This is a genomic window from Christiangramia gaetbulicola (genome assembly GCF_003054225.1).
GTDB classification, from domain to species: Bacteria; Bacteroidota; Bacteroidia; order Flavobacteriales; family Flavobacteriaceae; genus Christiangramia; species Christiangramia gaetbulicola.
The window spans coordinates 872,359-888,081 of sequence record NZ_QBKQ01000001.1 but is presented as its reverse complement, the minus strand read 5'-3'; the positions used below and the strand labels follow the sequence as shown (position 1 = coordinate 888,081).

Annotated in this window: 15 protein-coding genes and 1 tRNA gene; 7 read left to right on the top strand and 9 right to left on the bottom strand. The window is 40.8% G+C overall.

Annotation, left to right across the window (positions count from 1 at the left end):
• Positions 1 to 11: 11 nt before the first annotated feature.
• Entirely contained in the window at positions 12 to 461 is a 450-nt protein-coding gene (locus C8P64_RS04070) for a nucleoside deaminase (protein ID WP_108170756.1), read from the bottom strand.
• A 91-nt stretch (positions 462 to 552) separates the two neighbouring features.
• On the opposite strand from C8P64_RS04070, the gene C8P64_RS04065 reads away from it, so the two are divergent.
• Positions 553 to 2,322, top strand: a complete 1,770-nt coding sequence (locus C8P64_RS04065) for a 1-deoxy-D-xylulose-5-phosphate synthase (RefSeq protein WP_108171276.1) — start codon at positions 553 to 555, stop codon at positions 2,320 to 2,322.
• A gap of 40 nt (positions 2,323 to 2,362) precedes the next feature.
• Positions 2,363 to 3,370, top strand: coding sequence for a DUF3078 domain-containing protein (locus C8P64_RS04060; RefSeq protein WP_108170755.1), 1,008 nt, complete (start codon positions 2,363 to 2,365; stop codon positions 3,368 to 3,370).
• Between the two features lie 2 nt (positions 3,371 to 3,372).
• Here the strand turns inward: C8P64_RS04060 and dgt are convergent, their stop codons facing one another.
• From dgt to C8P64_RS04040, 4 genes are all read right to left on the bottom strand, one after another.
• The gene (dgt, locus tag C8P64_RS04055) at positions 3,373 to 4,719 is read right to left on the bottom strand and encodes a dGTP triphosphohydrolase (RefSeq protein WP_108170754.1); all 1,347 of its coding nucleotides are present in this window, start codon (positions 4,717 to 4,719) and stop codon (positions 3,373 to 3,375) included.
• 146 nt (positions 4,720 to 4,865) lie between these two features.
• Positions 4,866 to 7,325, bottom strand: coding sequence for a ribonucleoside-diphosphate reductase subunit alpha (locus C8P64_RS04050; RefSeq protein ID WP_108170753.1), 2,460 nt, complete (start codon positions 7,323 to 7,325; stop codon positions 4,866 to 4,868).
• 157 nt (positions 7,326 to 7,482) lie between these two features.
• Positions 7,483 to 8,460, bottom strand: coding sequence for a ribonucleotide-diphosphate reductase subunit beta (locus tag C8P64_RS04045; protein WP_108170752.1), 978 nt, complete (start codon positions 8,458 to 8,460; stop codon positions 7,483 to 7,485).
• A gap of 553 nt (positions 8,461 to 9,013) precedes the next feature.
• On the bottom strand, positions 9,014 to 9,595 hold the full coding sequence (locus C8P64_RS04040) for a DUF3109 family protein (protein WP_108170751.1): 582 nt from the start codon (positions 9,593 to 9,595) through the stop codon (positions 9,014 to 9,016).
• A gap of 134 nt (positions 9,596 to 9,729) precedes the next feature.
• Between C8P64_RS04040 and C8P64_RS04035 the strand changes: the two genes are divergently transcribed.
• The 3 genes from C8P64_RS04035 to C8P64_RS04025 are packed head-to-tail and all read left to right on the top strand — an operon-like array spanning position 9,730 to position 11,115.
• Positions 9,730 to 10,311, top strand: coding sequence for a MarC family protein (locus C8P64_RS04035; RefSeq protein WP_211307587.1), 582 nt, complete (start codon positions 9,730 to 9,732; stop codon positions 10,309 to 10,311).
• Positions 10,308 to 10,502 carry a hypothetical protein gene (locus C8P64_RS04030; RefSeq protein ID WP_108170750.1) on the top strand — a complete coding sequence of 65 codons (195 nt, stop codon included), beginning with the start codon at positions 10,308 to 10,310 and terminating at the stop codon, positions 10,500 to 10,502. Before C8P64_RS04035 ends, C8P64_RS04030 begins: the two co-directional genes overlap by 4 nt.
• A 4-nt stretch (positions 10,503 to 10,506) precedes the next feature.
• Entirely contained in the window at positions 10,507 to 11,115 is a 609-nt protein-coding gene (locus tag C8P64_RS04025) for an FAD-dependent oxidoreductase (RefSeq protein WP_108170749.1), read from the top strand.
• On the opposite strand, the gene C8P64_RS04020 is transcribed toward C8P64_RS04025, so the two are convergent.
• From C8P64_RS04020 to C8P64_RS04005, 4 genes are all read right to left on the bottom strand, one after another.
• Entirely contained in the window at positions 11,107 to 11,409 is a 303-nt protein-coding gene (locus C8P64_RS04020) for a hypothetical protein (RefSeq protein ID WP_108170748.1), read from the bottom strand. The genes C8P64_RS04025 and C8P64_RS04020 overlap by 9 nt on opposite strands.
• Positions 11,410 to 11,424: 15 nt before the next feature.
• Positions 11,425 to 13,017, bottom strand: coding sequence for a S41 family peptidase (locus tag C8P64_RS04015; protein WP_108170747.1), 1,593 nt, complete (start codon positions 13,015 to 13,017; stop codon positions 11,425 to 11,427).
• Complete coding sequence (locus C8P64_RS04010; RefSeq protein WP_108170746.1) at positions 13,014 to 13,445, bottom strand: deoxycytidylate deaminase; 432 nt, start codon at positions 13,443 to 13,445, stop codon at positions 13,014 to 13,016. The genes C8P64_RS04015 and C8P64_RS04010 overlap by 4 nt, the downstream gene beginning before the upstream one ends.
• A gap of 91 nt (positions 13,446 to 13,536) precedes the next feature.
• Positions 13,537 to 14,124, bottom strand: coding sequence for a HupE/UreJ family protein (locus tag C8P64_RS04005; RefSeq protein WP_108170745.1), 588 nt, complete (start codon positions 14,122 to 14,124; stop codon positions 13,537 to 13,539).
• A gap of 429 nt (positions 14,125 to 14,553) precedes the next feature.
• Here C8P64_RS04005 and C8P64_RS04000 point away from each other — a divergent pair, with 429 nt between their 5' ends.
• Both C8P64_RS04000 and C8P64_RS03995 read left to right on the top strand, forming a co-directional pair.
• Positions 14,554 to 15,366: a response regulator transcription factor gene (locus C8P64_RS04000; RefSeq protein ID WP_170106624.1), complete on the top strand. Its 813-nt coding sequence runs from the start codon at positions 14,554 to 14,556 to the stop codon at positions 15,364 to 15,366.
• Positions 15,367 to 15,582: 216 nt separating this feature from the next.
• Positions 15,583 to 15,664, top strand: a tRNA-Leu gene (locus C8P64_RS03995).
• Positions 15,665 to 15,723: the final 59 nt, after the last annotated feature.

Below are 15,723 nucleotides of genomic sequence, written 5' to 3'. Positions count from 1 at the left end.
GAAGGCTTTTCCTAATTCAAATTACGTCGTTCAATAAAGAATCTTTTTAATAAAGAAGATGCTTCTTCCTGCATGATCCCTGTTTTTACTTCGGTCTTTGGGTGAAGCTGTACGCCAAATTTTCGGTAGCCGCGTTGTGGATCTTCTGCGGCGAATACTATTTTAGAGATCTGACTCCAGTAAAGTGCTCCGGCACACATCTGGCAGGGTTCCAGGGTAATGTACATGGTGCATTTCTGAAGATATTTTCCGCCAAGGAAATTTGCTGCGGCAGTGATCGCCTGCATTTCGGCATGAGCGGTCACATCATTCAGGGTTTCGGTAAGATTGTGCCCGCGGGCGATGATCTTATCATTGATCACCACGACCACGCCAACCGGAATTTCCCCTTTTTCATAAGCAGATTCGGCTTCTTCCAGGGCCTTTTTCATAAAATATTCATCGTTGAAGGGCGACAGCATGATCTCAATTTTTCCGAAAGATAGAAATTTTGAGCCTTCAATCTCGAGCTTCTGTTCACAATTCAGTTTGCTTAATGTAACTTTGCGGGGTATGGCCGGGATCCTGAAAATAATAAATACACCTGAAGACCTTCGAAAACTGAAAGAAAGTGAGCTGATTCAACTCGCCCAGGAACTTCGCAGGTTCATTATAGATATTGTTGCGACCAAAGAAGGGCATCTTGGTGCCAGTCTTGGTGTAGTAGAACTTACTATTGCCCTGCATTATATTTTTCAAACTCCCGAAGATCTCCTGGTTTGGGATGTAGGTCACCAGGCTTACGGCCATAAGATACTTACCGGTAGACGGGATATTTTTGATACCAACCGCCAGCTGGATGGTTTAAGTGGATTCCCAAAAAGAGAAGAAAGCGAATATGATACTTTTGGAGTGGGACATTCCTCTACCTCGATTTCAGCCGCGCTGGGAATGGCCATAGCCTCTAACCTTAAAGGAGAAACCGAAAAACAGCATATCGCGGTAATAGGTGATGCGTCTATCGCCAGCGGGATGGCTTTTGAAGGTTTAAATCATGCCGGGGTTACCAAAGCCAATCTGCTGGTCATTTTAAATGACAATGCCATAGGGATAGATCCCAGCGTAGGAGCTTTGAAAGAATATCTTACCAAAGCACGCGTGGGTCATAAGCCGGCCAGTAGTAATATTATTGAAGCGCTTAATTTTAAATATTTTGGACCTGTAGACGGTCATGATCTGCCAGGGCTTTTAAAGGTGCTTATAGAGATGAAAGCCATCAAGGGTCCCAAGTTCCTGCATGTGATCACAAAGAAGGGGAAAGGGCTTAAAAAGGCTGAAGAGGACCAGGTGAAATACCATGCTCCCGGAAAGTTTGAGCCTGATACAGGCGAATTACTAAAATATGATACCGACGGCCTGCCTTTAAAATATCAGGATGTTTTTGGACTAAGCCTGGTGGAGCTGGCAGAGAAAAATGAAAAGATCATAGGGATCACCCCGGCAATGCCTACGGGTAGTTCTTTAAAGTATATGATGGAAGCTTTTCCTGAAAGGGCTTTCGATGTTGGTATCGCTGAGCAACACGCAGTGACCCTATCTGCCGGAATGGCGACCCAGGGCTTTACAGTGTATTGCGCGATCTATTCTACTTTTTTGCAGAGAGCCTACGATCAGTTAATCCACGATGTGGCCTTACAGAATTTACCGGTCATTTTTTGCCTGGATCGTGCCGGATTGGTTGGCGAAGACGGAGCGACACATCATGGGGTGTTCGATATTGCCTATGCCCGGGCCATTCCAAATTTGATGATCGCAGCTCCCAGAAATGAGGTTGAGCTTAGAAACTTGCTATATACCGCGCAATTAGGCCTGGATGCTCCATTGATCATTAGATATCCGAGAGGGCGCGGCATTCTGAAAGAATGGAAACTTCCGTTTGAAAAGGTTTCGATAGGCAAAGGAGAGTGTTTAAAGGAAGGTAATGAGATCGCTGTGTTGAGCATAGGAAATATGGCAGCGAATGCAGAAGCTGCTATAGAGAAGATGGGTAATCCAGATAATATCGCGCATTACGATATGAGATTTGTGAAACCTCTGGACGGGGAATTAATGAAATCGATCTTTAAAAAATTCTCGAAAATTCTTACAGTTGAGGACGGAGTGAAAAAAGGAGGCTTTGGAAGCGAAATTTTAGAATTCGCCGCAAGTCTAGATTTTAAAGGATATATCGAGGTTTTGGGAGTGCCAGATAAATTTATTGAGCAAGGAAGTGTGGCTCAATTACAAGAAATTTCCGGAATTCACGTTGAAGGAATAAGGCAAAAGCTCGAATCTATGAGCTGATTTTTTTATTTTTGCAATTCCGAAATCTTGTGTTAGTTAAATGAAGTTCCAGATCCTACTTATCTTATTCTGCATTACATCTATAAAATCTTTTGCTTCTGATTATAAGCATCTTGTGGCAAGAGACACTACGGCAACTGATACTACAGCCACTACCGCGAAAGATACCACCAATACAGATTCCATGTTGATCTACTGGACAGAGAAGAACACCTTTGGGGTTAATCTTAGTGAAGTAGCTTTTGTGAACTGGAATTCGGGAGGTAACAATTCTGTTTCGGCATTGTTCTATGCGAATTTCCAGCGGAATTTCGAAAAGGATTACACCATGTGGAAGAATTCGGCTTCGCTTAGATATGGAATTAACGCGCAGGAAGGCCGGGAAATAAGAAAGACCGAAGATGAGTTAAGGATAAATTCTTCCTTTGGTTTTAGACAGGACAGCACTTCCAACTGGTATTACTCAGGTAAATTCAGTTTTAACTCACAGTTTTCCAACGGTTATAAATATCCCGATACCGAGGTGGCGATCTCGAGATTCATGGCTCCAGGCTACACCTTCCTGGGAGGTGGGACAGAATATTCAGATCCTGTGCAGGACCTTACCGTTTATCTTTCCCCGGTAACCTTTAAATCTACTTTTGTGCTGGACCAAAGACTCGCAAATGAAGGAATGTTCGGGGTGGAACCGGCAGTAACAGATGAGCTTGGTAATATTCTCCGGGAAGGAGAGAATGTGAGAACAGAATTCGGTTTCCTGGTCACCAGCGGTTATAGCAAAGAGGTCTGGGAAAATATAGATGTCAATAACCAGCTGAGCCTGTATTCAGACTACCTCAATAAATTCGGAAATATAGATGTGGACTGGCAATTGGCCGTCAACATGAAAGTGAACGAATTTGTGAAAGCCAACGTGGGCACACATATTCGCTATGACGATGATGTAAAGTTCAAGGAAGATACGAACGGAGATGGTAAACTTGAAACTTCAGGACCTCGTGTTCAGCTAAAACAAATGTTGGGTGTAGGTGTCGTCTACGAGTTCTGAACTTATAAACTTTGTCCCTTATATTTTTTGAACGAGGCTACGGTCATGCCATCGGTTAATGAAGCCGTATAAGAACAAATTCCAATCAGTTTTTCATAAACAGAATCGCTATCCTGTAATGGGTTTAGCTCCGGTACAGATTTCAACACGAGTTTAGTGAAATTAGAATTTTCATCATCTCCTTCCGGAAGCAATGCCCTGGTATAAATATCCAGGAGATAGGAGAGCATCCTGTAGCCCGCGATCTCCTTGCTTATCACTTCCTCGCTTTGATAGATCTTTTCAATACTTATCTTAATGATATCCTTGATCTGCGCTTCGTAATGGCTCATATTGAATAAAGACTCATGGAATTCTCCATTGAGGATCGCCTCTTCGTTTTTAATAAAAATGTCGGCGGCTTCTACGATAAGGGTATTAATGGCCAGGGACCGCAAATAAGCTAACCTGTCTGCCGTGCTTTTTAGCTGGTTATATTTAGAAGTATTGATATTGTCCTTTACCAGTTTGATGAGGTATTCCAAGGCATAATCTTCATCGATAAGCCCAAGATTGATGCCGTCTTCAAAATCGATGATGGTATAGCAAATATCGTCTGCAGCTTCTACCAGGAATGCTAACGGATGCCTGGAATAACCAATATCCTTTCCTTCGCGGGTCTTTTTCAAGCCAAGTTCTTCAGCCACTTCCTCGAAAATGGCTCTTTCACTTTGGAAGAATCCGAATTTCTTGTCTTCAATTTTCCTTGAAGGTTTATGCGGAAGAGATTCCTTTGGATACTTGGTAAAAGCTCCAAGGGTGGAATAAGATAACCTGAGACCACCGGTGATCCCCGGACGGTTTTGAGTAAGTATTTTAAAGCCATTGGCGTTACCTTCGAACTTTACCAGGTCCTGGAATTCTTTTTCTGAAAGTTGATCCTTAAATCGTTTTCCCTTTCCATGGCTGAAGTATTCGCCAATCGCCTTTTCTCCCGAATGCCCAAAGGGAGGATTGCCAATATCATGAGCCAATGCTGCCGCGGCGACAATTGCACCGAAGTCGTTCATCTGGTATCCGAAAGTATCCTTAAGATGAGGGTGTTTTTCTATAAGTTTCTGCCCGGCCAGTCTTCCTAGAGAGCGCCCAACTACCGAAACCTCAAGGCTGTGGGTAAGCCTGGTATGTACAAAATCTGTTTTTGAAAGGGGAATAACCTGGGTCTTGTCCTGTAAACTTCTAAAGGCCGAAGAAAATATGATCCTGTCATAATCTACTTCAAAACCTAGCCTGGTTTCGTTCTGTTCTTTTCTTAATCTTTTATGCGTGTCTCCAAAACGTTTGAGAGATAGAAGTTGTTCCCAGTTCATTGTAAAGTTTTCAGTATAAGAATTGGCTGTTCAGGGCCCGAATTTAATAAAAAAGAAGTTTTAATCAGCTTTGCAGGTGTTTCAAAAAAAAAGGGGAAGTAAAAACTACCTCCCCTTTTCAATTCAAATTTGAATTAGCCAAAATTTTAAGATCCGCACATAAGGCAATCGTCTCCTTCAGCCTCTTTCGATTGAGCGATGATCGCTCTTAATTCCTCAGGAGACAAAGCTCCTTCTTCTTCAGATTGATGAGAAATTACCGGTTGAGGTTTCGCCTGAAGTTTTTCTGCTGCTTTCGCCGGCGCTTCAGACACTGCTGCTACGGGTTCTTTTTTCTTTTCTTTTTCCAGGGTGAATTTAATAGCATCCACCGCAGATTTGGTTCGAAGATAATACATTCCTGTTTTGAGTCCGCTTTTCCAGGCGTAAAAATGCATCGAGGTCAGTTTGCTGTAATTCGCATTTTCCATGAAAAGGTTAAGCGATTGCGACTGATCTATGAAATATCCTCTGTGCCTCGACATATCGATAATATCTTTCATGCTCATTTCCCAAACCGTCTTGTAAAGCTCTTTCAGGTCATCTGGGATCACGTCGATATCCTGCACAGAACCGTTGTTACGCATAATAGCGTTCTTAACATCTTCTGTCCACAGATCTCTGGAAACAAGATCTTCCAGTAAATGTTTGTTCACTACGATAAATTCTCCTGAAAGTACTCTTCTGGTATAAATATTCGAAGTGTATGGTTCAAAAGCTTCGTTATTTCCAAGGATCTGGGAAGTAGAGGCAGTCGGCATCGGCGCTAAAAGAAGGGAGTTCCTAACTCCATTTTTCATTACCTGCTTGCGCAATTTTGCCCAGTCCCATCTTCCGCTAAGCTCTTCATCTTTAATTCCCCAAAGGTTATACTGAAATTCTCCCTGGCTAATAGGTGAGCCTTTAAAGGTTGAATAAGGTCCTTCTTCTTTGGCCATTTCCATGGAAGCGGTTACGGCAGCGAAATAAAGAGTTTCAAAGATCTCCTGGTTAAGTTTTTTAGCTTCATCTGAAGTAAATGGCATTTTTAGCTTGATAAAAGTATCTGCCAGTCCCTGTACTCCCAGTCCTACCGGGCGATGACGCATGTTGGAATTCTCAGCTTCCTTAACCGGGTAGTAATTTCTGTCTATTACCTTGTTAAGGTTCCTGGTCACTCTTTTGGTGATCTTGAAAAGCTCCTTGTGGTCAAATTCATCTCCTTTCACGAACATAGGCAAGGCAATAGAAGCAAGGTTACAAACCGCAACTTCATCTGCACTGGTATATTCAAGGATCTCTGTACATAAGTTGGATGAGCGAATGGTTCCAAGGTTTTTCTGATTGGACTTCCTATTCGCCGCATCTTTATAAAGCATATAAGGGGTTCCGGTCTCGATCTGAGATTCCATGATCTTTTCCCAAACCTCCCTTGCTTTTATTGTTCTTCGGCCTTTTCCTTCAGCCTCGTATTTTTCGTATAATTTTTCAAATTCATCGCCGTAAGTGTCATAAAGGCCCGGGCATTCATGTGGACACATTAACGTCCACTTACCATCTTCCTGAACTCTTTTCATAAAAAGATCTGGCATCCACATAGCGTAGAATAGGTCACGTGCACGCATTTCTTCTTTTCCATGATTCTTTTTAAGATCTAGAAAATCAAAAATATCTGCATGCCATGGCTCAACGTACATGGCGAAAGAACCTTTTCTTTTTCCGCCGCCCTGGTCAACATACCGGGCAGTGTCGTTAAAAACCCTTAGCATGGGAACGATCCCGTTAGAAGTCCCATTGGTTCCCGAAATGTAGGAGCCCGTCGCTCTAACGTTGTGAATTGAAAGTCCTATCCCGCCGGCAGACTGTGAGATCTTTGCCGTTTGTTTTAAAGTATCATAAATACCATCGATACTGTCGTCTTTCATGGTTAATAAAAAACATGAAGACATTTGTGGCTTAGGAGTTCCTGAATTGAAAAGCGTTGGAGTAGCGTGTGTGAAATATTTTTTAGACATCAGCTCATAGGTTTCTATGGCTGCGTCCAGATCATCAATGTGAATACCTATAGAAACCCTCATTAGCATGTGCTGAGGTCTTTCTGCGATCTCCCCGTTCAATTTCAAAAGGTATGATCTTTCCAGGGTTTTAAATCCGAAATAATCATAGCCGAAATCACGGTTATATATGATGGTGGAATCCAGTTTTTCACGGTTATCCATCACCACCTTATAAACTTCGTCTGAAAGTAAAGGAGCTTTTTCTCCGGTACGCGGATTTACATATTCATATAAATCTGTCATTACCTCAGAGAAGGTCTTTTTCGTATTCTTATGCAGGTTAGAAACAGAGATCCTGGCGGCAAGTTTAGCATAATCTGGATGCGAGGTCGTCATGGTCGCGGCGATCTCAGCAGCAAGGTTATCCAGTTCGCTGGTGCTTACGTTATCATAAAGTCCCTCGATCACCCGCATGGCAACTTTAACCGGGTCTACAAGTTCGTTAAGTCCATAACAGAGTTTTTTAACTCTCGCGGTGATTTTGTCGAACATAACGGGCTCCTTTCTCCCGTCTCTTTTTACTACATACATACGCTAAAAATTTAGTTAGTCGGGCTAAGAAACCCCTGGGAAGTAGGTCTGGTATTCCCATTCCGGCTGGTTAGGCCGTGTTAATAAATTAAATATTCCGGATGAAAATATTAAAGGTCAACGTGCGCCGCGTTGGGGGACACAGCGCAGTTGCACTTTAGAAATCAGCATCAAAGCTGATCTCATCTGATTCTTTGTCTTTGTTCATAACTCCTGCTTTCTGGTATTCGCTTACGCGCTTTTCGAAGAAATTGGTTTTACCCTGCAGGTTGATCATATCCATAAAGTCGAATGGATTGGTCACATTGTATTCTTTCTCACATTCCAGTTCTACCAGAAGCCTGTCTGTAACAAACTCCAGGTACTGGGTCATTAACTTGGCATTCATTCCAATTAAACTAACCGGAAGTGATTCAGTAACGAATTCACGTTCTATGTTCAGAGCATCGATAATGATCTCTCGTATTTTTTCTTTAGGTACTTTGTTCACCAGGTGATGGTTGTGCAGGTGTACTGCAAAATCACAATGCATTCCTTCATCTCTTGAGATTAGCTCGTTAGAGAAAGTCAGGCCAGGCATTAAACCACGTTTCTTTAACCAGAAGATCGAACAGAAAGCTCCGGAAAAGAAGATTCCTTCTACCGCTGCAAAAGCAATTAGTCTTTCGGCAAATGAATCAGATTCGATCCACTTTAGGGCCCAGTCTGCTTTTTTCTTGATAGCCGGGAAAACCTCTATTGCTCTGAATAACTGGTCTTTCTCCTTGTCGTCTTTTACGTAAGTGTCTATCAGAAGAGAATAAGTTTCAGAATGGATGTTTTCCATCATGATCTGGAAACCATAGAAGAACTTGGCTTCAGAATACTGAACTTCATTTACGAAGTTCTCGGCCAGGTTCTCATTCACGATCCCGTCTGAAGCGGCAAAGAAGGCGAGGATATGCTTGATAAAATAACGCTCGTCTGAACTTAATTTGTTACTCCAGTCGGTAAGGTCCTGGTGAAGATCGATCTCTTCTGCGGTCCAGAAACAAGCCTCCATTTTTTTATACCAATCCCAAATATCATGGTGCTTAATTGGGAAGATTACAAAGCGATCTTTGTTCTCTTGTAAAATGGGTTCGTTTTGGGCCATAATTGTTAAATTTTTAAGTCTTTGTGGTTCTGAGTGAAAAGTCTTTAACAAATATTTAAAAATGAGACAGATAATGAAAGAAATAGGTGTAAACGTTTTCAACAAAGTTTTCAACACAGCTCAAGTCTCAATTTTCGTAGTGAAATGGTTAAAATGATATTTAATGTTTTGTAATTCAGTGTTTTATAAATTGTTAATAATTTAATAACCTGAAAAAGGAAAGATTTAGTAAAAGCGTTTTGAACAGAGACGGAAATGATAGAAATATTGGCTGAAATGAGGTATTATTCTAAGCGAAAACCGGTAAAAAAATTACCGGTTTTCTAGAAAACAGAATTAATTTTTTGGTTGGTCCACCTATAAAAATCTGTGGGATAGATGAAACTATAATTCTGAAATTATCATTTAGTCATAACAGGAGCACAACGTATCCTGCCATTTGTAATATTTCTATGGGGGGAGAAATGAAAAGAATGGATCTTCCTTTCAAATTGACGATTAAATATAGCTAAAATTTAATTCAATAAGGAATATAAACGCCTGTAAATTAAGATTATCGGGATTTTTCCGGCTGAATTTCCTTGGCGATCACTTCCAGTTCGTTATACCAGTCTTCGCCAAATTTCCTGATAAGCGCATCTTTTACGAACTTATAGATAGGTACCTGTAATTCTGCTCCCAGGCTACAGGCATCATCACAAATTTCCCATCTATGATAATTTACCGCAGAAAAGGCTGAGTATTCCTGTATCCTTACCGGATAAAGATGACAGGAAACCGGTTTTTTCCAGTCGATATCTCCTTGGTTGTAAGCTTCTTCAATTCCGCATAGAGCGGTACCTCTATCATCAAAAGTAACATAAGCACAATCTGCATTGTTGATCAACGGAGTCTCAATTTCACCATTTTCCCTGGTGATATAAACTCCCTGTTTCTCGATCGCTTCTATGCCTTCTTTTCTAAGGTAGGGCTTAACTTTAGGATAAATTTCTTCCATTATGGCCCTTTCTTCAGGCTCTACCGGAGCTCCTGCCTCACCATCGATACAGCAGGCACCCTTGCAGGCTGAAAGGTTGCACACAAAATCATTTTTAATGATCTCCTCTGATACTAAAGTCTTCCCTAATTGAAACATGGCGCAAAGATAATTTTCTATGTTTTAAGGCGAAGAAATAAGCCGATAAAATTTACATAAATTTAACTTGGCTACCCGATTGTCAATCAGATAAGTTGAAGTATTTTTGCCGCCAATTTTGAAAACAGGTAGTTATGTTTAAAGTGTTAGATTTCAGGCAGATATTTACGGCAGGGATGGTGCTTTTTGCAGTGATAGATATTATTGGAAACATCCCAATTATTATCGATCTTAGAAAAAAAGTAGGTCATATACAGAGTGAGAAAGCCTCGATCGTGGCAGGAATTATTATGGTGGTATTTCTTTTCCTGGGAAAAGAGATCCTTAATCTTATTGGTATAGATGTAAATTCTTTTGCCGTGGCAGGTTCATTTATCCTTTTCTTTCTGGCCTTAGAAATGATCCTGGGGATTAGTCTTTATAAGGACGATGCACCAGAAACGGCTTCCGTTGTTCCTCTGGCTTTTCCATTGATCGCCGGAGCAGGAACCATGACCTCTCTTGTTTCCCTTCAGGCAGAATATGAAACTGTAAATATCATTGTTGCTATCTTTATCAATATTATATTTGTATACCTGGTTCTAAAATCTTCCTCGAGAATCGAGAAGATTCTTGGATCCCAGGGGATTAATGTAATTAGAAAGGTTTTTGGAGTGATACTACTTGCTATTGCCGTGAAACTTTTCGCAGCAAATATTCAGAATTTATTCTCATGAAGTATTTTATTTATACCATCATATTTTTAGCCCTTGCATTTATTGGAGTTAGCGCCAGTGCTCTTGATTTTCAAGATATAAACAGCGGCGACAGCGCCAATGCATTGATCGTGATGCTGGCCAGTCTTTGTGTGATCGTTCTTATGATCATACTTTTAGTTTCAAGAACGATCTCTAAAAAACACCAGTAATCCTATGGATTTTGATCTATTGATCATAGGTGGCGGTGCCGCCGGACTTTCCTGTGCGATGGTCGTAGGTTCAGGTTTGCAGAAAAACTTTGCGAAAAACAAAAAAGCAGGAATTATCCTGCATCAAAGATCATCGCATTTACAGTCTGCCTTGTTGAAAAATGTCTTCGGAATTGCTCCTGGAACCAACGGTGGTGATGTGCTGAAGGAAGGTGTAGGTCATTTGGCTGAAGTGTATCCAGAAATGCATCAGATTTCAGGAGAAAAAGTGAAAGAGGTCCAGCAGATAGATGGTGGCTACAGGGTCATAACTAACAAATCTGAATTTAATTCCAGAATGCTAGTGATCGCTACCGGTTATACAAGTCCTTTTAGGATCAAAGGTCTGGAGCAATATCTAATTCCGCATAAAAAGGCGAAAACCGCCAAGAACAGGATTCAGTTACAGAATGACGATCATCTGGTAAAACCGGGATTGTATGTCGCGGGGACGCTTGCAGGATGGAGAAGCCAGTATGCTATCGCCACCGGTAGTGGTGCAGCCGTGGCTACAGATATTCTAACCGAATGGAACAACGGTGAGCACACCAAGGTGCATGATAAGTTAGAGTAAATAGAAAAGTGCCACGCAAACGGGCAGGCTTATAATTGCTGAAGCCATAAAGGTTTGCTGAAGATTCCTGAAAAGCAAGGCTCTTTTTAATTGCTTGGTGAATTCCGGGTCTTCGGTTGCTTTGATCTGATCTTTTAGTACACTCCGGGAAACGTTAGAAGAGCTTATTAGAATTTCCTTTCTTAAGAAGAGGTAGGCGCTGTTATCCATCAGTCTGAAACATACTGCGATTATGAACAGGAATAATGGTGTAAATGGCCAGATCTCAGACAAGTATTCTAAAATTTTTTGCATGGAATGTCCAAAATATTATTTTTCATTGGACAACTGTATTACTTTCTCAATTAATCGGTCATCTTCATTTAAATACCGTTCAAATACATTAGTTCCGAATAATTGCTGTGCAATTTCAGCCTTTAAATACTTCTTTAAAAGAGGTTTGTGAGATTCGCTGGTAGATTTCAGGCCAATATTCAATTGTCGTAAATATCTGTCAAAATCATTGATCATTTCATCGGTAATATTGATCTCATTTCTGAACTCTTCCTTGCTAATGGAGTTGTAATATTCCCGGTTTTCTTCGAGTATAGAAAATACAAACCTGCTCATGTAGCCGGCACGAAGTAAAAAGGTGAGTTTTTCCTTTTCAGAATCGGTGTCCTTGGGCACAAAAATATCAGGGATAATTCCTCCGCCTCCATAAACCACTTTGCCTCCGGGGGTAACATACCTAAGAGAATCGTTCACTTCGATACTGTCTTCACTGTTCAATTCGCCATTCTTATAACGCTGCATGTAATCATTGAAGTAGCTTTCATTACCGTTATCATATGGTTTTTGAATAGACCTGCCGGTTGGGGTGTAATATCTTGCTATGGTTAGGCGAACTGCGCTACCATCGCCAAGTTCCATTTCGCGCTGAACAAGTCCTTTCCCATAGGAGCGGCGGCCAATAATGGTACCCACATCGTTATCCTGAAGCGCTCCGGCAACCACTTCGCTAGCCGATGCAGAATTTTCATTGATCAGCACGTATACTTTTCCATCTTCGAACCTACCTTCTCTTTGCGCATAGGTCTCTTCGATGGCTCCGCTTTTATTTTTGGTGAAAAGGATCAGTTTATCATCCTTAATGAATTCATCGGCAATATTGATGGCTTCAGATAAATAACCTCCGGGATTATCCCTTAGGTCCAGGGCCAGTTCCTTAGCACCTTTGGCCTTTAATTCTGTAATGGCATCGCTGAACTCCTTATAAGTGGTTTCAGAAAAACGGTCTATTTTTATATAACCAAGTCTATCGGTCAGCATATAAGATGCATCCACACTTTTCAATGGAACCTTTCCCCTTTTTATCTTGAAAGTAAGCAGGTCTTTAATGCCCTTGCGTAAAACCTTCAGGGTTACTTTGGTGTTTTCCTTTCCTTTTAACTGCGTAGTGATGGAATCATCGCTGATATCCAGGTTGAAAAGTTTCTTGCCGTTGGCGTACAAAATTCTGTCTCCACCGCGTATTCCAATTTTTTCGCTGGGACCACCTTCCAGTGCTTTAATCACCACAATGGTATCCTGAATATTATAGAAACTTACGCCAATACCCACAAAATCACCTTTCATGTTTTCGGTGACCCTGGCGTATTCTTCTTTTGGGATATAGACCGAGTGCGGATCGAGGTTCTCCAGGATCTTATTCACCGTCACATCAACGATGCTGTCTGTATTCACATCGTCTACATATTCGTAGTCGATATAATCTATAAGGCGGTTTAATTTTTGTTTTTTGGGATTGGCTGTAAAAAGCTCGTCTGAAGGATCAAAATTTAATCGTGCACCCAGGATAAGCCCAATGGCGCAGGCAATGCTTAATAACAGCGGTGTGTATATTTTATTCTTCCCTTTCAATCTTCAAGTTCGCTTATCTGCTCAAGTTCTACTCCTGCTTTCTCTAAAAATTCCAGTCCGGAGTTATCTTTATAATCAATATGATAAACCAGCCTGCTAATACCAGATTGGTGTATCAATTTACTGCATTCCTTACAGGGAGACATGGTAATATACAAAGTGGCATCTTTACATGATTGCGTGGAGCCGGCAACTTTAAGGATCGCATTGGCTTCAGCGTGTAGAACGAACCACTTGGTATAGCCTTCCTCATCTTCACAAAAGTTTTCAAATCCAGAAGGCGTTCCGTTATATCCGTCAGAAATGATCATTCTATCCTTAACAATTAACGCGCCAACCTGTTTTCTATTACAATGAGATAATTTACTCCATTCTCGGGCAATTCTCAAATATGCTTTATCGAATTTTTGTTGTTTTTTCTTATTCATGGAAATAGGCAAAGACTAATGGGTCTAATAATAAATAATAGACTGCAAATTAAAGGATTATTGGCAGAAAATCTTCTGAAAAATTGAATATCTAAAGCGCCAGGTAACTATCGATCAAAATAGGTAGAACGATCCCGGTGACAATGGATGCGGTAACAAGTATCCAGTCCCTTTTAGATACTTTGAATACATTCTGAAGTAAGAAACCAATGATCATAACGCCCAGAACAACGATCACCTGGGCAGCTTCTATCCCCAGAGCGAATTCTATAAGCGGCAGAAATTTACTATCTGAACCTGCAGCGATCATTTTAAAATAGGAAGAAAAGCCAAGCCCGTGAATGAGTCCGAAGAAAACCGTGGTGAAATAAAGTATATTGAAATTGGTATTTCTAACCTTCTTTCCTGCCGTGGCAATATCAAAAATGGCTGTAGCCAGAATAGTTACCGGGATGAGGAATTCCACATAATTTGAATCTACCCTTACAATCTCGTAAACCGATAGAAACAGGGCGAGGGTATGCCCCAGGGTGAATAAGGTCACCAGCCACAAAACTCGTTTCCAGGTACTAAAACCATAGGAAGCAACCAGCACGATCAAAAAAAGTACATGGTCGTATGCCTGCCAGTCCAGAACATGGTCCAGACCAAGCTTGAAGTAAAGCCAAAATTGGGACATATATAACTTTTAAAAAGGAAAGACCCGAAAATACAACTTATTCATCGAAAAGCAAAGATGAATAACTATTCCAAAAATCTAAAGAACTACAAGATTAGAACATTGAGAATACCTCTTTAGTGGTATTTTTTCACTCGGTAGCTGTGCATAACTTAGCTATGCCAAATAAATGATAATCGTAGATAGCTTCATTGCATTTGGAAATTTGGGTAGGGACGAATTTCCAGACTGTTTTTCTTCTTTGGTGTAGAAAGATCATTATGATTCCAGAAGCTAATATTCATCAGACTTATTTGGCATAAAAGCCTTTAGAAATTTTCTGGAGGCTTTTTGTATTTTCAGTAGCCGGGATTGGTTCTGAAAATGCGCATTAGGGTATACCGGAATTTTTATAATTCCTATATTTACCCTTACTATAGTTCTATTTTTATGGATAAGGATCTCAAGAAGATCACAGATTATTGGAAAGAGATATATTCCAGCCGGGTGAAGGAGTATAGACCATTTGAAATCTCACAGGATTTTAAGAAGTATGCCTCCATGTTCGCCCCGGGAAACTCCTATTTTTATATTGTAAATACCCATGATTTTGAACTGGAATATATTTCAGAATCAGTTAAAGAATTTGTGGGAATGGATGCCAGCAAGGTAGAACTTAAAGATCTGCTGGAAACCTTACTGCCAGAGGAGATCCAGCATATTTATCTAAAGGGGAAAGTGATCAGTGATTTTTATACCTCGTTTCTGGATGAGGAAGAGGTTCTCAGCTATAAAAACATGTACTCCTACCGGATGAAAGATCACACCGGGCAGGTGAGAACCATGCTTTACCAGGCAATTCCGCTAAGTGTTCTTGAAAATGGAATGCCCGAGCACGTTCTATGTATACAAACAGATGTATCCCATCTAAAGGTAACCAGCACCAGCGCGGTATCCTTCATTAATATGGACGACGGTAAGTGTTATTTCAATGTAGAGACCTCTAAAGGGGAATTTGATCCCGAGGCCTGCGAAGGAGGAAAAAAGGATCTTTCTGAGTTGTTTTCTGAAAGGGAAAAACAAATAGTGATAAGATTATCGAGAGGTCTGAATGCTGGCCAGATCGCGAAAGACCTTAATCTTTCCCATCATACCATAAAAACGCACCGAAGAAACATTTTGCAGAAAAGCGGTTGTACCAATACTACCGAGCTGGTCGCGAAATGTCTTACCAACGGAATAATTTCTCCGAGCTTAAACTAGGGTACTCTAACATATATGATCACGAAATCATTCAATTTAGTTACTATACTTTCGCTATATACTATCAGAACTGCTGAAAATGAAGCATTGCAGAATGATCTGATTTAAGGAATTGTATAAAATGAAATAGAGAAAAAAACTGGAAAACAGCGAATTGAGAAATAAGCAAGTTTTCATTTTTCTAAACCAAAATTTTTATATTTTTGCCGTCCACAAGCTCGAGTGGCGGAATTGGTAGACGCGCTGGATTCAAAATCCAGTTCTTTCGGGAGTGCGGGTTCGATTCCCGCCTCGAGTACAGCAAACCCTGGTAGATCTTCTACCGGGGTTTTTCTATTTAATGGACTTCGGTATTCA